Genomic DNA, 19,384 nt, shown 5'->3' with positions numbered 1-19,384 from the left:
AGGTGAGGGATTGTTCCCTTTTGCTGCACAAGAGAGCTATAGCCTGGGGGTGACGATGTCCGGAAAGCGCTCTCACCCCTGGCTCCCGGACCAGTTGACGCCGTACTGGCCGGTAGGCAGGATCGGCATCCGACGACTGGCGTCGACCGGCTGACGAGGACGGGATACCACCAACCATGGCGTACGACGCGGATGTGATCGTGGTCGGGGCGGGCCTGGCGGGCCTCGCGGCCACCGCCGAGCTGGCCGACGCGGGCCGCAAGGTCATCCTGCTCGACCAGGAGCCCGAGCAGTCGCTCGGCGGCCAGGCCCACTGGTCCTTCGGCGGTCTCTTCCTCGTCGACTCGCCCGAGCAGCGCCGGCTGCGCGTCCGCGACAGCCGCGAACTCGCCTGGCAGGACTGGCTCGGCACGGCCGGTTTCGACCGCGAGGAGGATCACTGGCCGCGCCGCTGGGCCGAGGCGTACGTGGACTTCGCGGCGGGCGAGAAGCGGTCCTGGCTCCACGCCCAGGGGCTGCGGCTGTTCCCCCTCGTCGGCTGGGCCGAGCGCGGCGGCTACGACGCGACCGGGCACGGCAACTCCGTACCCCGCTTCCACATCACCTGGGGCACCGGCCCCGGCGTCGTCGCCCCCTTCGAGCGCCGGGTGCGCGCCGCGGCCGCCCGCGGCCTGGTCGACCTGCGCTTCCGGCACCGGGGCACCGGGCTCTCGCGGAGCGCGGGCGCCGTGGACACCGTCACCGGCGAGGTGCTGGAGCCCAGCCGCGCCGAGCGGGGCACGGCCAGCAGCCGCGAGGTGACCGGCTCCTTCGAGCTGCGCGCCCAAGCCGTGATCATCACCTCCGGCGGCATCGGCGGCAACCACGACCTCGTCCGCGCCAACTGGCCCGAGCGGCTGGGCTCCCCGCCCGAGCGGATGATCTCCGGTGTCCCCGCGCACGTGGACGGCAAGATGCTCGGCGTCGCGGAGGCGGCCGGTGGCCGCCTCATCAACCGCGACCGGATGTGGCACTACACCGAGGGCATCGAGAACTGGAACCCGATCTGGCCCCGGCACGGCATCCGCATCCTGCCCGGCCCCTCGTCGCTCTGGTTCGACGCCCGCGGACGGCGGCTCCCGGTCCCGCTCTTCCCCGGCTTCGACACCCTCGGCACCCTCGAACACATCATGCGGACCGGATACGACTACACCTGGTTCGTCCTCACCCGGAAGATCATCGAGAAGGAGTTCGCGCTCTCCGGCTCCGAGCAGAACCCGGACCTGACGGGCAAGAGCGTCCGTGATGTGCTCGGGCGCGGGCGGGCCGGGGCGCCGGGCCCGGTCCAGGCGTTCATGGACCACGGCGCGGACTTCATCGTCGAGCGCTCGCTGCCCGCCCTCGTACGGCGGATGAACGAACTGACCAAGGACCCGCTCATCGACGAGGCCGAGCTGCGCCGCGAGATCGTCGCCCGGGACCGCGAGATCGCCAACCCCTACACCAAGGATCTCCAGGTCACCGCCCTGCGCGGGACCCGTAAGTACATCGCCGACCGCCTCATCCGCACCGCCGCCCCGCACCGCATCCTCGACCCGAAGGCGGGCCCGCTGATCGCCGTGCGGCTGAACATCCTCACCCGCAAGACGCTGGGCGGACTGGAGACGGATCTGTCGTCGCGGGTGCTCACCGACGGCGGGGAGCCGCTGCCGGGCGTCTACGCGGCGGGCGAGGCGGCGGGCTTCGGAGGCGGGGGCGTGCACGGCTACCGGTCCCTGGAGGGCACCTTCCTGGGCGGCTGCCTCTTCTCGGGCCGGACGGCGGGCCGCGCGGCGGCCAGGGCGGTGTCGTAAGCCCCTTGCGTACCGCGCCGGGCGTTCAGTTCTGACGGAAGTCTGACGAAAACCCACAGACGATGGCGCGCCGCCCCGCCCGGTGGTGTCATCAGGACATGGACGCAACCCCCGGCGACGACGAGCGCGGCGCACCCGTCGGCCGCCGCATCCTGCTCGGCATGCTCGGCCTCGGCGCCGCCGGTATGGCGGTCGCTCCCTGGGCGCAGCGCGGGCTGGAGAGCACGCTCGGCGCGGTGTCCGGCAAGGACCCCACCGGGGTGACCGGGCTGCTGCCCAACGGCGGCGGGTTCCGGTACTACTCCGTGACGTCCTCCGTCCCGCACAAGGACGCCGCGAGCTACCGCCTCACCGTGGGCGGGCTCGTCGACAAGCCCGCCGACTACCGGCTCGCCGAGCTGCGCGCGCTCCCGCAGGTCCGGCTCGTCCGGGACGTCCAGTGCGTCACCGGATGGCGGGTGCCGAGGACGCCGTTCGAGGGGGCGCGGCTGTCGACGCTGCTGGACGCCGCCGGGGTGAGCCCGCGCGCCAGGGCGGTCCGGTTCACCTGCTTCGACGGCGCGTACTCCGAGAGCCTCACCCTCGACCAGGCGCGCCGCCCGGACGTCCTGGTGGCGCTGCGGATGCGGGACGAGCCGCTGGGCCACGCGCACGGCGGCCCGGTCCGGCTCTATGTCGCGCCCATGTACTTCTACAAGTCGGCGAAGTGGCTCTCCGGCATCACCGTCACCGACGAGGTGCGCCCCGGCTACTGGGAGGACCGGGGGTACGACGTGGACGCCTGGGTCGGCAGATCGAACGGACGCGACGATGACCCCACTGCCTGAGACCCCACTGCCCGACACCGCCGCGGCCCCGGCCGCCCCCGCGCACCGGGTGCGCCGCTTCGCGCCCGCCGAGCGCTGGATCCACCGCGCCACGGCCGCGCTCCTGGGGGCGTGCGTGGTCAGCGCGGCCTGTCTGTACGTCCCCGCCCTGGCCGAACTCGTCGGCCGCCGCGCGCTCGTGGTCACCGTCCACGAGTGGACCGGCGTCCTGACGCCCGTCCCGGCCCTCCTCGGTCTCGCCTCCCGTGCCTTCCGGGCCGACCTGGGCCGCCTCAACCGCTTCGGACCGCACGACCGCCGCTGGCTGCGGGCCGCGCTGCGCCGCGACCACAGCCGGGCGGAGCGCCCGGCGGGCAAGTTCAACGCGGGCCAGAAGGTGTACGCCGCCTGGACCGCGGGCGCGGTGCTGGTGATGGCGGCCACCGGATCGCTGATGTGGTTCACCGGACTGGCCCCGCTCATGTGGCGCACCAGTGCCACGTTCGTCCACGACTGGCTGGCGCTGGCCGTCGGCATCGTGGTGATCGGGCACATCGGGAAGGCGCTCGCCGATCCGGAGGCGCGGCGCGGGATGCGCACCGGGCGGGTCGACCCGCGGTGGGCGGCCCGCGAGCATCCGCTGTGGCGTACGGAGGACCCGCGTACGGAGGACGGCGGCGGCGACAGCGACCGGAACGGCGACAACGAACGCGACGTCCGCTGAACCGGCGGCACGCGGTGCCATGATGCCTCGCATGCGCAAGAGATGTCCAGGTAAGTCTGTTATGCGCCGATTGCTGACGGTCGCCGCGTGCGGTGCCATGGCCATGGCACCGCTGAGCGGATGCCAGCTGTCCGACCCTCCGCCGCGGCGGAGCGGGCTCTGGGTGAACCCGAACGGCCCGGCCGTCCGGCACGTCCGTGCCCGGGAGGAAGAGGGGAAGAACGGAGCGAAGAACAACGACGCCGAGCTGATCCGGCGGATCGCACAGCAGCCGGTCGCCGAATGGCTCGGCCCGCAGCCGCCTCGCGAACGGGTGCGCTTCATCACCGAATCGGCGGCCCGGACCGGGACCACCCCGGTGCTGGTCGCCTACAACATCCCGTACCGGGACTGCGGCGGGCACTCGGCGGGCGGCGCGGCGAACGGCGCGGCCTACCGCGGGTGGATCGAGCAGATCGCCCTCGGCATCGGCGACCGCAAGGCGATCGTCATCCTGGAGCCCGACGCGGTGGCGCAGGTCGTCGACCGCTGTGTGCCCCGCCGCGCGGTCGGCCCCCGGCTGGCGCTGCTGCGCGACGCGGTCGCCGCGTTCGCCGCGCTGCCCCACGTACGGGTGTATCTGGACGCCGGGAACGCGGGCTGGATCACCAACCCCGCCCGGCTGATGGTGCCGCTGCTCAAGAGCGGCATCGAGCAGGCGGACGGCTTCTCCCTGAACGTCGCCAACTTCCAGCGCACCGGCCGCACCAAGGCTTACGGCCACCGGCTGTCCCGCGCGGTCGGCGGAGCGCACTTCGTCATCGACACCAGCCGCAACGGCAACGGCCCGCTGCGGCGCGGCGGCGCGGCACGGCACGAGCCCCGGGCGGAGAAAGCCTGGTGCAACCCGCCGGGCCGGGCGCTGGGCCATCCGCCGAGCACCCGCACCGGGGACCGGCTGGTGGACGCCTACCTGTGGATCAAGCGGCCCGGCGAATCCGACGGGACGTGCAACGGCGGGCCCCCGGCGGGCCGCTGGTGGCCCGAGTACGCGCTCGGCCTGGTCCGGAACGCCCACGGCCCGGGCCACCACTGAGGCACGCCGCTGGGCGGTATCACAGGGCGCACACCGCGTCCGGGTCCTTCGCCGGGGCACACGGGCCCGGGTTGTCCGCACGCACGGTCGGCACGGCCGACGCCGCCACCGGGCGGCGCCGGCCCCGCACCGCCCCGCCGTACCAGACGGCCACCGGCGCCAGGCACAGCGCGAGCGCCAGGACGGCCCACGCCCGCATCGCCGCGTGCGTGTGCCCCAGGAAGAACGAGGCCGCGAGCGAGGCGCCGAAGAGCCCGCCCCACAGCAGATGGATGCGGAACGTGGAGAGCCGGTCCGGACTGGACGAGTCGCCCTTGGGCGTGACCACGAACCGGCTCTTCCGCCGCAGCACCGCGTCGAACAGCGACTTGACGTAGATCGGCGCGGACAGCGCGGAGAGCAGCATTCCGGCGAGCCCGCCCGACCCCTCGGGCTCATGCGGGGAGACGTTGTGGCGGCGGTTCCAGATGTACAGCCCGATCTGCAGCATGGCGGCGTCGCTGTAGAGCATCATCCACAGCTCGGCCGGGATGTCGAGCCCGGCCGCGCCCAGCATCAGGAACAGCGTGCAGGACAACGCCGAGAGCACCCAGTTGACCGCCGTCATCGGGTAGTACGTGATCAGCAGCGTGTAGTTGAGCAGCTTCCCCGGCGACAGCGTGAACGGGGCCTTCCAGAACTGCTTGAGCACCGTCTCGTAGGTGCCCCGGCTCCACCGCATCTGCTGGGTGAAGAAGTCCGTCCAGGAGCTGGGCCCCTCGCCGACCGCGAGTACGTCCGGGGTGTAGACCGAGCGCCACTTCCTGCCGGTGGCCGGGTTGCGGTGGCGGTGCAGCTCGAAGCCGGTGGCCATGTCCTCGGTGATCGAGTCGTACAGCCCGCCGATGGAGCGCAGCGCGCTGATCCGCACCGCGTTGTTGGTGCCCACGAACATCGGACTGCCATATGCGTTCCCGGCCCGCTGGATCAGCGCGTGGAACAGGAACTGCTGGCTTTCGGCGGCCTTGGTGACGGCGGTGTCGTAATTTCCGTACACCTGCGGGCCCACCACGAAGGACACGTCCGGATCGCGGAAGTAACCCAGCATGCGCTCCAGGAAGTTGGGCAGCGGCACATGGTCGGTGTCCACACACGCCATGAATGCGTAATCGTCGCCGTGCGCGTCCAGCCAGGCGTTGTAATTCCCGTGCTTCGTCCTCGCCCGGAAAGCGCCCTTCGGCTGGTTCCACTTCTCGATGCCCTTGCGGGAGAAGTGGTGTACGCCGAGCTGCGCGCACAGCTCCTTGACCTCCGCGTCGTCCCCCTCGTCCAGCAGCCAGACGTCCAGCGTCCCCTGGTGCCGGATGCGCACCGCGCCCTCCAGCGTGGCCCGGACCATGGCGATCGGCTCCTTGCCGGGCACGAAACTGGTCAGGAACGCCACCCGGGTGCCGGGCTCGGCCGTCACCGGCACCGGATCCCGGGCCACCAGCGTCGCGTGCGCGTTGGAGACGACCGTGACCAGCCGGAACGTCTCGATCAGCGCGATCGACACCAGCATCGTGACATCCGCCGCGGTCTCCCACGCCGTCACATAGGGGCGCGCCGCCCAGTGGTCCGGCCGCAGCAGCCACAGCAGCAGCAGCGCCGAGCACACCGGCGCCCCGCACAGCAGCAGCGCCGCCCGGAACCGGTGCGGCTCCTGCGCCAGCAGGCTGCGGCTGCGCACCCGGTACGGGCGGCCGGCGGGCGGCTCGGTCAGCGGGCCCGCCAGCTCGCTGTACCGCTTGTACTCGTACACCGCGGCCGGGCGGGAGTGCGCGGCATCCGGGGCGGGGCGCGCGTGCGGGGGTGCGGCGGCGCGCCCGGGGACGTGCCCGGCGGTGCGCGCGGCGGCGGGGGCTACTCCACGGCGCGCGTCTCGTGCGTTTCTCGAATCTCTGACGGGGGTCTGTGCAGACATGGGCACTCCCGCGGGCTGTCTGGAACCGGGTTCATTCGAAAACCGGCTGACGTGGAACCGGATGTCGCGCCGCGATGACCCGAACGGACCACATTCGTCATGTCATCGCGCGAGATGAGAAGGTAACAATCGGATGAGGCGGTATCGCGTACATCGGATTTTCGGCGCGCCCCTGGTGAACCGGGTGCTGACGGGCCGCGATAGAGCCACCCTGACGGCCCATGAATGCGCGTCTTACGTGATTTACATCCCGCCCTCTGGCAAGGTCGGAGATCGCGTGAAAAACGCGCGACCGAATCCACGGCTGCACGACGGAGGATGGGGCGGGGTCGCCCGATGAGAGTTCTGCACATCATCTCCCGCCTCGGTGCGGGCGGCGCCGAGCAGCAACTGCGGCTGCTGCTGCGCCATGTGCCGGTGCGCTGCGACGTGGTCGCCCTCGCCGCACCGGGCAGAACCGCTCACGGCATCCGCGCCGACGGCATCCCGGTCACCCATCTGCCCCTGGACGGCCGCGCGGGCGAGCTGCGGGCGCTGGCCGCCCTGGTGCGCACCATCCGCTCCGGCGGCTACGACCTGGTGCACACCCACCTCTACCGGGCCTGCGTCTACGGCCGGATCGCCGCCCGGCTGGCGGGCGTACGGGCCGTGATCGCCACCGAACACGCCCTGGGCGAGCACAGCGTCGACGGCCACCCCCTGAGCCCCGCCGTCCGCGCGCGCTATCTGGCCGCCGAACGGCTGGGCTCGGCCACCGTCGCCGTCTCGGCCGCCGTCGCCGACCGGCTGCGCGACTGGGGCGTGCCCAACCACCGCATCCATCTGGTGCCCAACGCCATCGACGCCCGCCACTTCCGCTTCACCCCCGCCGCCCGCGCCGCCGCCCGCGCCCGCCTGGCCATCCCCGACCGCGCCTTCGTCGTGGGCGCGGTCGGGCGGCTGGCGGCGGCCAAGCGGTTCGAGGTGGCGGTACGGGCCGTGGCCGCCGTACCCGGCGCCCGGCTGCTGCTGGTCGGCGAGGGGCCCGAGCGCGCCGCCCTGGAGGACCTGGCCACCCGGCTCGGCGCGGCCGGCCGGATCCGGCTGCTGGGGGAGCGGGACGGGGCCGTGGCCCCGTCCGAGGACCGGCCCGCCGGGCTGCCGGGGCTGCTGGCCGCCATGGACGTCCTGGTCGCGCCGTCCGCCGAGGAGGCGTTCGGGCTCGCGGCCCTGGAAGCCCTCGCGGCCGGGCTGCCGGTGCTCCACACCGGCTGCCCGGCCCTCGACGAACTCCCCGCGGGCGCCGCCCCCGCCGCCCGCCGCATCGCCCCCGGCCCGGCCGCCCTCACCGACGCGCTGCGCCACCGGCTGGCCGCGGGCCCGCGGCGGTACCCGGTGCCGGACGCGGTCGAGCGGTACGACATCGCCCGCGGCGTCCGTCGCCTCATGGACCTGTACGACCGCACCACCACCTGCGGCCCGGACGCCTGCCTGCGCGTCCCGCCGGTCAGCCTGCGGGCGGCGCGCCGCGGCGAGCGCGGTGCTCCCGCGGGCTGACGCCGCGTACCCGCTTGAACGCCGCGGACAGCGCGAAGGCGCTGCCGTACCCCACCCGCCGGGCCACCGCCGCCAGCGTCGCGTCCGGCTCGCGCAGCAGATCGGCCGCGAGCGCGAGGCGCCAGCCGGTCAGATAGGCCATCGGCGGCTCGCCCACCAGCGCGGTGAAGCGCCGGGCCAGCGCCGCCCGCGAGACGCCCGCCTCCGCGGCCAGCCCCGCCACCGTCCACGGACGCGCCGGATGGTTCTGCAGCAGCCGCAGCGCCCGGCCCACCACCGGATCGCCCAGCGCCCGGTACCAGGCCGGGGCCCGCGCCTCCGGCCGGGCGAACCAGGCCCGCAGCACGGCGATCAGCAGCAGGTCGAGCAGCCGGTCCAGCACCGCCGACTGCCCCGGCTCGTCCTTCACGATCTCCTCGCCGAGCCAGGGCATCAGCGGGCAGTCCCACACCTCCCCGGTCAGCACCAGCAGTGGCGGCAGCGCGTCCAGCAGCCGCCCGCTGACCTCCCCGTCCAGCAGATAGGTGCCGATGAGCATCGTCGCCGAGCCGTCCGCCCGGTTGCCCCAGGTGCGCACCCCCAGAGCCATCGCCTCGGCCAGATCCCGGCCGTCCGCCGTCCGGCACTCCTCGCCCGGCAGGATCCACGCCTGCGGCGGGGTGTCCGGGGAGTCCGCCACGGTGTACGGGTCCGGGCCGCGCACGACCGCCACGTCCCCCGGGCCCAGCCGCCGCGGTTCACCGGCGCCGGGCACCACCCACGCCTCGCCGCGCGCCATCGTCATCACACACAGCGGGGCCCGGTCCTCGATCCGCACCGACCACGGCGGCTCCATCACGGCCCGCAGCAGAAACGCCTCCCGGGCCCGCGGCCCGTCCAGCAGGTGCGCCAGCGCGTCCATGTCCCACCCCCGGGCGCATCGTAGACGCACGCGTATGGAAGCGAGCCTCTCGGCCATGGGCCGTCTCACTCCGGGCGAGTTGACTGGTCGCATGACAGACAACACGTCACGACAGACCGTCCTGGTGCTCGGCGGCACCGGCAAGACCGGCCGCCGGATCGCCGACCGGCTGACCGCCGCCGGACGGCCCGTACGGATCGGCTCCCGCGGCGGCGAGCCGCGCTTCGACTGGGAGGACCGCACCACATGGGAGCCCGCGCTGCGCGGCACCGGCGCGGCGTACCTCGCGTACTACCCCGACATCGCCGACCCGGGCGCCGCCGCCACCTTGCGGGCCTTCGCCGAACAGGCCGTCCGCGGCGGCACCCGGCGGCTGGTGCTGCTCTCCGCGCGCGGCATGGACGCAACGCTGTCGGCCGAGCGGGCCGTCGCGGTGGACGGCGCCGAATGGACCGTCATCCGGGCGAGCTGGTTCTTCCAGAACTTCAGCGAGGGCATCCTGCGGGACGGGGTGCTCGGCGGCGAGATCGTCTTCCCCGCCGGGGACGTCAAGGAGCCCTTCATCGACGCCGACGACATCGCGGAGGTCGCGGTGGCGGCCCTGACCGGCGACGGGCACGCGGGGCGGATCCACGACCTCACCGGCCCGCGGCCGCTGACCTTCGCCGAGGCCGCCGGGGAGATCGCCCGGGCGAGCGGCCGCACGGTGCGCTACACACCGGTCCCGGCGGAGGAATACGGGGCGATGCTGGGCGGCTATGGGCTCCCGGACGACCTCGTCGCCTTCCTGACCGAGCTGTTCGGCACGCTCCTGGACGGCCGTAACGCGCGGGTGACGGACGGGGTCCGCCGCGCGCTGGGCCGCGAGCCGCGCGACTTCGCCGACTTCGCGCGCCGGACCGCGAAGGACGGGGCCTGGACCGGCTGAGGCCGCCGAGGCCGCTCGTACGGGCTTCAGCCCACGAGGCGTCCACGAGCGCGTCGATCCGATCCAGCGTGTTGCGTTCCACCTCCACCAGGAACCCTTCGTCCCGCAACCATTGGGACTCGGGTGACCAGCCTGCCCAGCCAGTCGTTTGCGGCGCGCGGTGCCGATCCCTCGGCATCGAGACGACGGGCGCTGTCTGCGGGCATGGGCGGTCGCGGCTACTGCCAGGTGATGTGCTGTCCTGCCGGACCGACATGCAGCGTCAGCTGCTCGGCGGGGGGCATGCCGGCATCGCGCCACCGGGTGATGTGGTGGGCAATGGCGTCCCATAGCCGAGTGGGGCCCGCCTGCCGGACCATCCATCGCCCGCCGTTCTTGAAGACGGCTGCCCAGGCTCCGGCTTCCGCGTCGATGACGACGTGTTCGTCCTGGCCGTTGCGGGACAGCGTAAAGCGCTGAGCCCGCGGTGCGGCGAACTGGGCGACGAATCGTGCTGTCCAGTCGTCCAGGGCATCAACGCCGATGTTCGTGGGGGTCGCTTCCGCCGAGTCGAGGTCGGGCAGCATTCCGAGCACGGGCGGCGTGTGGGGGCGCGCGAGCATGAAGGAGACCTGCCCGCCGAGGACCGGGCCGCTTGCCGTCCCGTCCTCGGCCACGGAGAGGCGTACGAGTTCGGAGGCGTTCATCCACCCGCAGACGGTTACCAGGATTTCCCCACCTGGGCGAGCCTGGGCGATCCATTCGGACGGGACCGTGTGGACTCCGCACGTGGCGATCACGCGGTCGTAAGGGGCGTTGTCCTTGTGACCGGCCAGTCCGTCACCGACCACCAAGTCAGGCCAGTAGCCCACCCGTGCGAGTGCCACCCCGGCACGGGCGGACACGTCGTGGTCCACTTCTACGGACGTTACGTTGTCCTCGCCGATGACGTGAGACAGCAGCGCCGTCGAGTAGCCCGTGCCGGTGCCGATTTCGAGTACCCGCATCCTCCTGGAAACGTGCAGCTCTTCGAGCATGCGCACTACGAGCCCCGGCAGGGTGGATGACGAGGAAGGGCGGTGAGAAATGCGCCCCTCAACCTGACGAGGGACGACCGACTCGGCTACCTGCGTGACGAGTGTATCGTCCTCATACACCCGCATGAGCTGTTCGGAACTGTCACCGAGGAATGCGGGACGGTACCAGCCGCCGTCTTCGTATTCGAACCATCCATCGGCCAGAAACGCCTCACGGGGCACGGCCATGACTGCCGCTTCCCATTGGGAAGTGCGCAGCATGCCCGATACTGAGAGGTGGCGTGCGAGGTCGGCGCGCAGACTTTCCGAGTCGATGTCGTCAGTCACTTGTGTTCTCTCCGTTCTCCAGCAGGTCGACGATAGCCGCTGTGATGGGCAGGCGTGCTGCGTGTTCGAGCCACGCCCATTGCCCGTTCGGATTGCACTCCAGAAACCACCATGCCTCATCTGCGGACAGAGCGAAGTCGAATGCACCGAAGTTCAGGCCGAACCCGGCGAGGAACCGATGGAGCGCTCGCTGTATGCCCTGTGGGCATGTGATGGGTTCATAGCTGAGGTTCCGATACTCAGTGCGCCAGTCCACCACTCCGGGCGGGGCGGTGATCCGTGCGCAGAAGACGCGCTCGCCAACGACGATCGCGCGCACGTCGGAAGTCTTCGGAACCCGAGCTTGGAAGAGGTGCGCGCAACGGCTCACGGTGTCGTTGATCTCACCAGCACCAACTGGGGCGGCCCAGATACCAGCGGGCTCGCCGCTCACCTCGTACGCACCGGCGTGTAGTGGTTTGTAGATGGTGGGCTGTTGTGCGGCGAACGACTTGGCCTCCGCCGGATCGTTCGTAATCAGGGTTACGGGAACGTTGAAGTCTTCGCGGGCCGCCGCCGCAAGCTGTGCGGGCTTGTACTCCGCGCGTGCGATGGCTTGAGGGTGGCTCAGGTAGAGGCAGTCGGGAAGGGCGGCCAACACTCCGCCGAGTCCGCGCCGGTTTTCTTCTGCGGTGAACCGTGCTTCCTGATCGTCGCCACTTGGCGCATAACTGCTGGGGCGACGGTGGTAGAGGGCGCGTACGCTTGCCAGGTCTGCCGAGCGCTTGCCAATCGTAAGCTCACCGCCCCATCCGTCCCGACCCAATTGAGTGGTGAGGATCGCAGGCTTGGGGAAGTCGCGCCCGGGGTCAAAGCGCAGAACGGGCACACGGCGTTGGTTTAACTCCGCAATGACCAGATCAGCGGTCGCGTCCTCATGTTCGGTAGCAACCAGCACCGTGTGTTCGCCCATGCCACTCCCTCTCAGTCCTGCGTCGCGTCGTGGCCGCTGTCCGAATCCTGCTTACCGTCCTTGCTGACCTGGGTGGGCGGGTAGGTGTTGACGGACGTCCCGTGCTTGCCGAGTTCAGCAGGAGTCGGCAGACCATCACTTCCGACCCATCGGCCCGTCTGCGTCTGAGGATCAATTCCCGCATAGCGCCACGGTGATGGTTCCCCATTCCGTAGAGGAGTCATGCGACCCATTCCCCAGGGGGATGATGTAAGTGGCCCTTGTTCAGGCGAAGTACTGCTCATTTTTTCTCCCTGATTCAGGATTTTCAACGTTCCGTTGCGTCAGCCGGGTCCGACGCACCCATGAGTGCCGAGTTTCCGGATGCCTTCTCGGTCGTTCACTCCCAGCACCCCTCGGTCAGCACGTCCACCAACAGCAGGCCACGCCCGGAATCAGCGTCCGCAGCCTCCGTTCGAGCGGTCCACGCCCCCGGACCGTCTCAAGCGGCGCCGCGGTCTGGGCTGTCCGCCACGGATGCCGTGCCGTCTCCAAGAGCTTCAGGCGGGCCCGGCCCCTGAGGGAACAGGTAACGGGCAACCCTGCAACCTTCTTTGGGGTACCCCGTTTCGGACTGTTTGGGGAACCTCGTTCCGTAGCCCCAGGTCTACTCTGGGAAGAATCACTGCCGTCTCTGCAAGGTGGCCCATGGACGAACGCGAAACTCGGCGCACCGGCTACCCGCTGACGATCCCTGACGCTCTGCTGCAAAGCGACGCCATGCAGCGTGCTTGCGCCGAACGAAACTTCCGGGAGATCTTCCGGCTCGTCAACCGGCGTACAGGCTCAAGCCACGCAGCGATGGCAGCCGCCATTGGGAAGATGACCAGCACCCGTGTCAGCGACATCATCCGCGGCGTCCGCGGCATCAGAGGACAACAGGTCATCGAGCGTGTAGCCGATGGATTAGGCATCCCTGGAGACATGCTCGGCGTACCGGTACGCCCGTGGGAGGGCTCCCTGGAAGGCAGCGATGACTCTGGTACGGAGCGCGCTACCGTTGGAGACGCGGGAGAGCCCAGATCGAATGTTCTTCCAGTGACGAATATTCCGGTCGGCCCCGACGCCGCACGGACCCACTGCCTTGTGAACGCGGTCGGAAGTGGTGAAGAGGAGGACACGGAGGTGGAACGACGACGCTTCCTCGGCGCAGCGGCGGCGGCCGCGACCAGCGCTGTGGTTCTGCCCGGCATCGCGGAGGCGCGGCAGGGCATCAACGCCGCCTTGTCCGGCTCCGACGCGGGGGACCTAGCCTATCTTGGCGAGGCGTTCGAACGGCATCGCGGAGGATACCGCGGTCGGCCACCAGGCGTCGTTCTCGCGGAGATGCGAGGAGAGCTTGATCTGCTGCGCGACGTCCTGAACCGTCCGCACCCCGCGGCGGTGAGGGCGGATCTGGCCCGTACGGCAGCAGGCATCACCGGGCTGGTGGCGATCATCCAGCATGACCGTGGCGACCGGCGTGACGCGCACGGTTGGTTCACCACTGCCGAGCGGGCGGCCTGCGAGTCAGGGGACAGTCAGATGCTCGCTTGGACACTGGCCCGGCACGCGATGGTCCCGCTCAACTACGGCGCCCCCAAGGCGGCGGCCGCGCTGGCCGTCCGGGCCCGTAACGAGGCCGGGGCGAAGCCGTCCGCGGCGGCGGCACTGGCCGCCGCGGTCACCGCGCGGGCTCTCGCCGCGACCGGTGACCGGCAAGGGGCTCTCCGCGCTGTCATTGACGCGCGGTCCGTTGCTGAGCGGTTGGACGGCTCACAGACCGTCGACACGTGGTTTGGTTATCCGGAGCAGAAACATCACGTCCATCTCTCGCAAGCGTTCACCCTGATGGGCTGGACACGTGAGGCGTACACGGAACAAGCGGCAGCGCTTGCCCTCACCCGCTCGCCGTCGGTGATGACGCGGGCATTGCTCACGATGGATGCGGCGACATGTCTGTCGGCGGACGGGGATCCCTCGGCGGCGGCCGATGTGGTCGTCGGCATCTGGGAGGGGGTGCCCGAAGAATACCGATCCGGGCTCATCCGTTCACGGGCTGAAGCTCTGTGCCAGACGCTGTCCGGTGCTGCCCGGGGCAGGGTACGGGATGTGCTCATAGACCTGTGATGGTTGACCGGAGTGCTGGGAAGCCACGGCCGACGCTCCCGACACCTCCCGCCGCGCCGGTCAGGAGAATCGCTGGCCGGGGCATCGCCCAGGTCCTCTAGTGCTCTGACCGGGAAGGTTGGCCGGGGTGGCGGTTCCGGCGGTTGGATGTCCGGATACGTTCGTGCGACTGCTGGGGGTGTGGTGGCTGAGCCTGTCCGCGTGCGCAGACTGACCGACCAGGAGGGGCAGAAGCTGCAGCAAATCGTGCGCCGGGGCAGCACCGGTTCGGTGTGTCACCGGCGCGCGATGATGCTGCTGGCCTCGGCCGGCGGCAACCGGGCGCCGGTGATCGCAAGGCTGGTCCAGGCCGATGAGGACACCGTCCGGGATGTGATCCACCGATTCAACGAGATCGGCCTGGCCTGCCTGGACCCTCGATGGGCGGGAGGCCGTCCCCGCCTGCTCAAGCCCGACGACGAGGACTTTGTCGTCCAGACGGCCACCACCCGCCCCACCAAGCTCGGCCAGCCCTTTACTCGCTGGTCCATCCGTAAACTTGCCGCCTACCTGCGGAAGGTCCACGGCCGCGTCATCCGGATCGGCCGCGAGGCGTTACGGTGCCTGCTCGCCCGCCGCGGCGTGACCTTCCAGCGGACCAAGACGTGGAAGGAGTCGCCCGATCCGGAACGCGACGCCAAGCTGGACCGCATCGAGGAGGTGCTGGAGCGTTTCCCGGACCGTGTGTTCGCGTTCGACGAGTTCGGGCCGCTCGGCATTAGGCCCACCGCCGGCTCGTGCTGGGCCGAGCAAGGCCGGCCCGAGCGGCATCCCGCGACCTACCACCGCACGCACGGGGTGCGCTACTTCCACGGCTGCTACTCGGTCGGCGACGATCGCCTATGGGGTGTCAACCGCCGCAAGAAGGCTGCCGCGAACACCCTGGCTGCACTGAAGTCGATCCGGGCCGCCCGCCCGGACGGTGCCCCGATCTACGTGATCCTGGACAACCTGTCCGCCCACAAAGGCGCCGATATCCGTCGCTGGGCGAAGAAGAACAAGGTCAAGCCGTGCTTCACTCCGACCTATGCGTCCTGGGCGAACCCGATCGAGGCTCACTTCGGGCCGCTGCGGCAGTTCACCGTTGCCAACTCCGACCACCGTAACCACACCGCGCAAACCCGCGCCCTGCACGCCTACCTGCGCTGGCGGAACACCAATGCTCGGCATCCCGACGTGCTGGCCGCCCAACGACGTGAGCGCGCCCGTATCCGTAGTGAGAAGGGCATCCGGTGGGGCGGGCGGCCGGCGAAAGCCACGTGACCATACGGGCAGCACCAGCGACACTGACGCCATGACCGTTGATCGCGAGGCGCTTCAGTCCAGCTGGAACCGGACCCGTGGCCACCTCGACGCTGCCCGGGTCCATCTGACGGGCCTGCCGAACGTCGACCTCTCAGCGCCGCTTGAGTTCCTGGAGCACAACGAGCTGGAGCTCGCCTTCGACTGTCTCGTCGATCTCGGTGACGACCTCCACCTGCCGCTCACCTTCTGGCAGCACCTGGACCGAGCAGCTCGTGAGATGCGGCTCTACAGCGATGCGCTACACAAACCCCACCTCACGGCTGCTGACCTGTGCCGCCGCCATCTCGCAGCTGCCTCCGAGAAAGCATGACCCGCCAACCCGGCAAACCTTCCCGGTCAGAGCACTAGATCACCAGCTTGTCGCAGGTGATCGGCAGATCGCGCACCCGCACGCCGGTCGCGTGGTGCACGGCGTTGGCGATGGCTGCGGCCGTGCCGACGATGCACACCTCGCCGACGCCCTTGGAGCCCATCACATTGGTGTGCGGGTCCGTCTCGTCCACCCAGTGCGCCTCGATCGTGTGCACATCGGCGTTGGCGGCGATGTGGTACTGGGCGAAGTCCTGGTTGACCACATGGCCGAAGCGCGGGTCCAGCACGCTGTGTTCGTACAGCGCCATCGACACGCCCTGCGTCATGCCGCCCAGCAGCTGGGAGCGGGCGGTCCTGGGGTTGATGACCCGGCCCACGTCGAACATCCCGAGCAGCCGCGGCACCCGGATCTCCCCGGTGTCCGCGTCCACCCGGACCTCGGCGAACTGGGCGCCGAAGCTGTGCATCGCGTACCGCTCGGCGTCGGGGTTCACCGGCATGTCGGCGGTGACCTCCAGACCGTCCGGCGGAACCACATCGCCGTGCTCGGTCGCGAGGAGGGCGCGCAACCGGCGGGCGGCCTCCGCGATCGACGAGCCCCAGCTGGTGATGCCGGAGGAGAAACCGGCGGGGGAGGCGTTCGGCAGGGTGGTGTCCCCGATGCGCAACTCCACCCGTTCGACCGGTACGCCGAGCGCGTCCGCGGCGATCTGGGTGAGCGCCGTCCAGGTGCCGGTGCCCAGGTCGGCGGCGGCGATCAGCACCGTGCAGTGCCCGTCCGGGGTGACCCGGACCGTCGCCTCGTTGCCCGGCAGGCGCGGCGAGGGGTAGGTGGACGCGGCCACGCCGGTTCCGATCAGCCAGCGGCCCATCCGGCGCGCCCGGGGCGTCGGATCGCGCCGCTCCCATCCGGCGCGGCGGGCGCCCTCGCGCAGGCAGGCCACCAGATGGCGGCTGGAGAACGGCAGCTGGGACTCGGGGTGGACGTCCGGCTCGTTGCGGACGCGGAACTCCACCGGGTCCATCCCGCACGCGAGCGCCATCTCGTCCATCGCCGACTCCAGCGCGAACATGCCCTGCGCCTCGCCCGGCGCCCGCATGATGGTCGGCACCGGGATGTCCAGCGGGGCCAGCCGGTGGGTGGTGCGCCGGTGCGGGGCGGCGTACATCAGCCGGGTGCACACGGCGACCTGGTCGGCGTACCCCTTGGCCCGGGCGGTCTGCTCGACCACGTCATGGGTGACGGCGGTGAGCCGGCCCTCGGTGTCGGCGCCCAGCCGGATCCGCTGGATCGACGCCGGGCGGAAGCCCACCAGCGCGAACATCTGCTGGCGGGTCAGCGCGAACTTCACCGGCCGGCGCACGGTGCGCGAGCCCATCGCGGCGAGCACCGCGTAGGCGTGCGGATACACCTTCGCCCCGAAGCCGCCGCCGACGTGCGGGGACACCACCCGCACCCGGCCCTGTTCGAGCCCCAGGGTGGCGGCGATCAGATCGCGGCTCAACGTCGGCCCTTGCGTGGAGCAGTACACCAGCAGCTCGCCGTCGGCCCAGGTGACCACGGCGGTGTGCGGCTCCATCGGGTTGTTGTGGTACATCGGCGTGGTGTACGTGGCGTCCAGCACGGTGTGCGCGGCGGCCAGCGCCGTATCGGCGTCGCCGACGACGCTGTCGGCGGGGGAGCCGTCCTGGAGTTCGCCACCGCCCTGCCCGAACTGGGCCGCGTCCACCGGCTTGTACAGGTCGCCGCGGTCCTCGCGCAGCGCCACATCGGGCGGGCGCTGCTCGTAGGTGAACCGCACCAGGCCCGCCGCGTACCGGGCGGTCTCCGGGGTCTCCGCGACCACCGCGCCGGTGAACTGCCCGCGCCAGGCCACCTCGTCGGACTGCAGCACCGCCAGCTCCGGATCGCCCGTCACGGTCAGCCGCGGCGCGGTGAGATGGGTGAGCACGGCCAGCACCCCCGGCTCGGCCTCCGCCGCGGCGGTGTCCACCCCGGTGATCCGCCCGGCGGCGATGGTGGCCTGCAGCGGATGGAGATAGGCGGGGTGCTCGACGGGCCACTCGAAGGCGTACGTGGCGGTGCCGGTGACCTTCTGCGCGCCGTCGATCCGGCGCAGCGGCGCGCCGACCGCCCGCGCCCGCTCCCTGACCTCGCGGACCTCGTTCACCGCGCCACCTCCAGCAGATCGAGCAGCGTGGCGACGAGGGTGTTGCGGGCGAGCGCCACCTTGAAGGCGTTGCCCGGCAGCGGGTCCGCCTGGGCCAGCTCGGCCGCGGCGGCGTCCCGGAAGCCGTCCCACGTCGCGGGCGCGCCGCGCAGCGACTCCTCGGCCTTCCACGCCCGCCACGGCTTGTGCGCCACGCCCCCGAGCGCGATGCGTACGTCGCGTACGGTCCCTGAGTCCGTGACGTCCAGCGCGGCGGCGACCGACACCAGCGCGAAGGCGTACGAGGCGCGGTCGCGCACCTTGCGGTAGCGGGAGGTGGCGGTGAAGTCGGGCGGCGGCAGCTCCACGGCCGTGATCAGCTCCCCGCGCCGCAGCACCGTGTCCCGCTCGGGGGCGTCGCCGGGCAGCCGGTGCAGCTCGGTCAGCGGGACGCGCCGCTCGCCGTCCGGCCCCTGGGGACCCCGGACGCACACCACGGCGTCGAGCGCCGCCAGCGCGACCGCCATGTCGGAGGGGTGGGTGGCCACGCAGGAGGACGAGGCGCCGAGGATCGCCATATCGCGCTGATAGCCCTCCAGCGCCGAACAGCCCGACCCCGGCTCGCGCTTGTCGCACGGGGTGGTCACGTTCTGGAAGTACGGGCAGCGGGTGCGCTGCAACAGGTTCCCGCCGGTGGTGGCGAGGTTGCGCAACTGGCCCGAGGCGCCGGACAGCACGGCCTGCGAGAGCACCGGATAGCGCCGCCGGACCCGCCGGTCGGCGGCCAGGTCGCTGTTGGGCACGGCGGCGCCGATGCGCAGGGCCCCGTCCGGCAGCTCCTCGATCCGGTCCGAGGTGAGCCGCCGGACATCGACCAGCACCTCCGGGGTCGCCACCTCCAGCCGCATCAGGTCCACCAGGTTGGTCCCACCGGCCAGGTACGCCGCCTCCAGCACCACGTCGGCGGCGTTCGGATCCTTGGCCACGGCGCTCGGCCAGCCCGCCGCCGCCTCGCGCAGCATGCCCACCGCCGAGCAGATCTGGCCGGGGGTGCAGTAGCCGCACTGAAAGGCGTCATGGGCGATGAAGGAGCGCTGGAGCGGATGCAGGCCGTCGCCGCTCTCGATGCCGCGTTCCCCGTCGCCGCCGTTCATCAGACCGGCGGCCGTGACGATGTCGGCGCCCCGGTGGGCCACCGCCAGCGCCAGACAGGCCAGGGCGCGGCGGCCGTCGAGCAGGATGGTGCAGGCCCCGCACTGGCCATGGTCACAGCCCTTCTTGGGGCTGGTGTTCCCCAGCCGCTCGCGGAGGGCGTCCAGCAGGGTCGTACGGGTGTCGACGGTGAGCCGGTGGTCCGTACCGTCCACCCGGAGCGTGATCTCCACGTCCAT

Annotated in this window: 16 protein-coding genes and 1 pseudogene; 9 read left to right on the top strand and 8 right to left on the bottom strand. The window is 71.4% G+C overall.

Going from position 1 to position 19,384, the window contains the following annotated elements; translation table 11 throughout:
- Positions 1 to 176: 176 nt before the first annotated feature.
- The 4 genes from ABZ562_RS36240 (at position 177) to ABZ562_RS36225 (ending at position 4,437) form a co-directional block, all read left to right on the top strand.
- Positions 177 to 1,832 carry an FAD-binding dehydrogenase gene (locus tag ABZ562_RS36240; protein WP_361488269.1) on the top strand — a complete coding sequence of 552 codons (1,656 nt, stop codon included), beginning with the start codon at positions 177 to 179 and terminating at the stop codon, positions 1,830 to 1,832.
- Positions 1,833 to 1,930: 98 nt separating this feature from the next.
- A complete protein-coding gene (locus ABZ562_RS36235; protein ID WP_361488267.1) occupies positions 1,931 to 2,659 on the top strand; it encodes a molybdopterin-dependent oxidoreductase in 729 nt (242 codons plus the stop codon).
- Entirely contained in the window at positions 2,643 to 3,362 is a 720-nt protein-coding gene (locus tag ABZ562_RS36230) for a cytochrome b/b6 domain-containing protein (protein ID WP_361488265.1), read from the top strand. The genes ABZ562_RS36235 and ABZ562_RS36230 overlap by 17 nt, the downstream gene beginning before the upstream one ends.
- 61 nt (positions 3,363 to 3,423) lie before the next feature.
- Positions 3,424 to 4,437 (top strand): glycoside hydrolase family 6 protein, encoded by a 1,014-nt coding sequence (locus tag ABZ562_RS36225; protein WP_361488262.1) that lies wholly within the window; start codon positions 3,424 to 3,426, stop codon positions 4,435 to 4,437.
- Positions 4,438 to 4,456: 19 nt separating this feature from the next.
- Here ABZ562_RS36225 and ABZ562_RS36220 read toward each other — a convergent pair whose 3' ends face one another.
- Complete coding sequence (locus ABZ562_RS36220) at positions 4,457 to 6,379, bottom strand: glycosyltransferase family 2 protein (RefSeq protein WP_361488259.1); 1,923 nt, start codon at positions 6,377 to 6,379, stop codon at positions 4,457 to 4,459.
- A gap of 336 nt (positions 6,380 to 6,715) precedes the next feature.
- Between ABZ562_RS36220 and ABZ562_RS36215 the strand changes: the two genes are divergently transcribed.
- Positions 6,716 to 7,915, top strand: a complete 1,200-nt coding sequence (locus ABZ562_RS36215) for a glycosyltransferase (RefSeq protein ID WP_361488257.1) — start codon at positions 6,716 to 6,718, stop codon at positions 7,913 to 7,915.
- On the opposite strand, the gene ABZ562_RS36210 is transcribed toward ABZ562_RS36215, so the two are convergent.
- Positions 7,866 to 8,816: an AraC family transcriptional regulator gene (locus ABZ562_RS36210; protein WP_361488255.1), complete on the bottom strand. Its 951-nt coding sequence runs from the start codon at positions 8,814 to 8,816 to the stop codon at positions 7,866 to 7,868. The two genes, ABZ562_RS36215 and ABZ562_RS36210, sit on opposite strands and share 50 nt — an antisense overlap.
- A gap of 91 nt (positions 8,817 to 8,907) precedes the next feature.
- Between ABZ562_RS36210 and ABZ562_RS36205 the strand changes: the two genes are divergently transcribed.
- On the top strand, positions 8,908 to 9,744 hold the full coding sequence (locus ABZ562_RS36205) for an NmrA family transcriptional regulator (RefSeq protein ID WP_361488252.1): 837 nt from the start codon (positions 8,908 to 8,910) through the stop codon (positions 9,742 to 9,744).
- A 218-nt stretch (positions 9,745 to 9,962) separates the two neighbouring features.
- Here ABZ562_RS36205 and tgmC read toward each other — a convergent pair whose 3' ends face one another.
- From tgmC to tgmA, 3 genes are read right to left on the bottom strand one after another with little or no spacing between them, the layout of a single operon-like run.
- Positions 9,963 to 11,087 (bottom strand): ATP-grasp peptide maturase system methyltransferase, encoded by a 1,125-nt coding sequence (tgmC, locus tag ABZ562_RS36200; protein ID WP_361488250.1) that lies wholly within the window; start codon positions 11,085 to 11,087, stop codon positions 9,963 to 9,965.
- Positions 11,080 to 12,039 carry an ATP-grasp ribosomal peptide maturase gene (gene tgmB, locus ABZ562_RS36195; protein WP_361488248.1) on the bottom strand — a complete coding sequence of 320 codons (960 nt, stop codon included), beginning with the start codon at positions 12,037 to 12,039 and terminating at the stop codon, positions 11,080 to 11,082. Before tgmB ends, tgmC begins: the two co-directional genes overlap by 8 nt.
- An 11-nt stretch (positions 12,040 to 12,050) precedes the next feature.
- Positions 12,051 to 12,272 carry a putative ATP-grasp-modified RiPP gene (gene tgmA, locus ABZ562_RS36190; RefSeq protein WP_361488311.1) on the bottom strand — a complete coding sequence of 74 codons (222 nt, stop codon included), beginning with the start codon at positions 12,270 to 12,272 and terminating at the stop codon, positions 12,051 to 12,053.
- Between the two features lie 454 nt (positions 12,273 to 12,726).
- On the opposite strand from tgmA, the gene ABZ562_RS36185 reads away from it, so the two are divergent.
- The 3 genes from ABZ562_RS36185 to ABZ562_RS36175 all read left to right on the top strand — a co-directional run bounded on the left by ABZ562_RS36185 (position 12,727) and on the right by ABZ562_RS36175 (position 15,841).
- Entirely contained in the window at positions 12,727 to 14,187 is a 1,461-nt protein-coding gene (locus ABZ562_RS36185) for a twin-arginine translocation signal domain-containing protein (protein ID WP_361488245.1), read from the top strand.
- A gap of 183 nt (positions 14,188 to 14,370) precedes the next feature.
- Positions 14,371 to 15,489 (top strand): IS630 family transposase, encoded by a 1,119-nt coding sequence (locus ABZ562_RS36180; protein ID WP_361488242.1) that lies wholly within the window; start codon positions 14,371 to 14,373, stop codon positions 15,487 to 15,489.
- Positions 15,490 to 15,520: 31 nt separating this feature from the next.
- Positions 15,521 to 15,841, top strand: coding sequence for a MafI family immunity protein (locus ABZ562_RS36175; RefSeq protein ID WP_361488240.1), 321 nt, complete (start codon positions 15,521 to 15,523; stop codon positions 15,839 to 15,841).
- 34 nt (positions 15,842 to 15,875) lie between these two features.
- On the opposite strand, the gene ABZ562_RS36170 is transcribed toward ABZ562_RS36175, so the two are convergent.
- The 3 genes and pseudogenes from ABZ562_RS36170 to ABZ562_RS36160 form a co-directional block, all read right to left on the bottom strand.
- Entirely contained in the window at positions 15,876 to 18,014 is a 2,139-nt protein-coding gene (locus ABZ562_RS36170) for a xanthine dehydrogenase family protein molybdopterin-binding subunit (protein WP_361488237.1), read from the bottom strand.
- Positions 18,011 to 19,015 carry a xanthine dehydrogenase family protein subunit M gene (locus tag ABZ562_RS36165; protein WP_361488309.1) on the bottom strand — a complete coding sequence of 335 codons (1,005 nt, stop codon included), beginning with the start codon at positions 19,013 to 19,015 and terminating at the stop codon, positions 18,011 to 18,013. Before ABZ562_RS36165 ends, ABZ562_RS36170 begins: the two co-directional genes overlap by 4 nt.
- Positions 19,010 to 19,384 (bottom strand): annotated as a pseudogene (locus ABZ562_RS36160) (2Fe-2S iron-sulfur cluster-binding protein); the annotation flags it as partial. The pseudogene ABZ562_RS36160 and the gene ABZ562_RS36165, both read right to left, overlap by 6 nt.

The sequence above is a fragment of the Streptomyces sp. NPDC019937 genome, assembly GCF_040631655.1.
Lineage (GTDB): Bacteria > Actinomycetota > Actinomycetes > Streptomycetales > Streptomycetaceae > Streptomyces.
The sequence above is the reverse complement of the archived record's forward strand: the minus strand, read 5'-3'. Positions and strand labels throughout refer to the sequence as shown.

What these genes read in the sequence shown, in the direction of transcription:
- ABZ562_RS36230 (WP_361488265.1), top strand. Translation starts at nt 2,643, where the DNA reads ATGACCCCACTGCCTGAGACCCCACTGCCCGACACCGCCGCGGCCCCG.
- ABZ562_RS36205 (WP_361488252.1), top strand. Translation starts at nt 8,908, where the DNA reads ATGACAGACAACACGTCACGACAGACCGTCCTGGTGCTCGGCGGCACC.
- ABZ562_RS36220 (WP_361488259.1), bottom strand. Translation starts at nt 6,379, where the DNA reads ATGTCTGCACAGACCCCCGTCAGAGATTCGAGAAACGCACGAGACGCG.
- tgmA (WP_361488311.1), bottom strand. Translation starts at nt 12,272, where the DNA reads ATGGGTCGCATGACTCCTCTACGGAATGGGGAACCATCACCGTGGCGC.
- ABZ562_RS36165 (WP_361488309.1), bottom strand. Translation starts at nt 19,015, where the DNA reads ATGCTGCGCGAGGCGGCGGCGGGCTGGCCGAGCGCCGTGGCCAAGGAT.
- ABZ562_RS36235 (WP_361488267.1), top strand. Translation starts at nt 1,931, where the DNA reads ATGGACGCAACCCCCGGCGACGACGAGCGCGGCGCACCCGTCGGCCGC.
- ABZ562_RS36225 (WP_361488262.1), top strand. Translation starts at nt 3,424, where the DNA reads ATGCGCCGATTGCTGACGGTCGCCGCGTGCGGTGCCATGGCCATGGCA.
- ABZ562_RS36210 (WP_361488255.1), bottom strand. Translation starts at nt 8,816, where the DNA reads ATGGACGCGCTGGCGCACCTGCTGGACGGGCCGCGGGCCCGGGAGGCG.
- ABZ562_RS36215 (WP_361488257.1), top strand. Translation starts at nt 6,716, where the DNA reads ATGAGAGTTCTGCACATCATCTCCCGCCTCGGTGCGGGCGGCGCCGAG.
- ABZ562_RS36185 (WP_361488245.1), top strand. Translation starts at nt 12,727, where the DNA reads ATGGACGAACGCGAAACTCGGCGCACCGGCTACCCGCTGACGATCCCT.
- tgmB (WP_361488248.1), bottom strand. Translation starts at nt 12,039, where the DNA reads ATGGGCGAACACACGGTGCTGGTTGCTACCGAACATGAGGACGCGACC.
- ABZ562_RS36175 (WP_361488240.1), top strand. Translation starts at nt 15,521, where the DNA reads ATGACCGTTGATCGCGAGGCGCTTCAGTCCAGCTGGAACCGGACCCGT.
- ABZ562_RS36240 (WP_361488269.1), top strand. Translation starts at nt 177, where the DNA reads ATGGCGTACGACGCGGATGTGATCGTGGTCGGGGCGGGCCTGGCGGGC.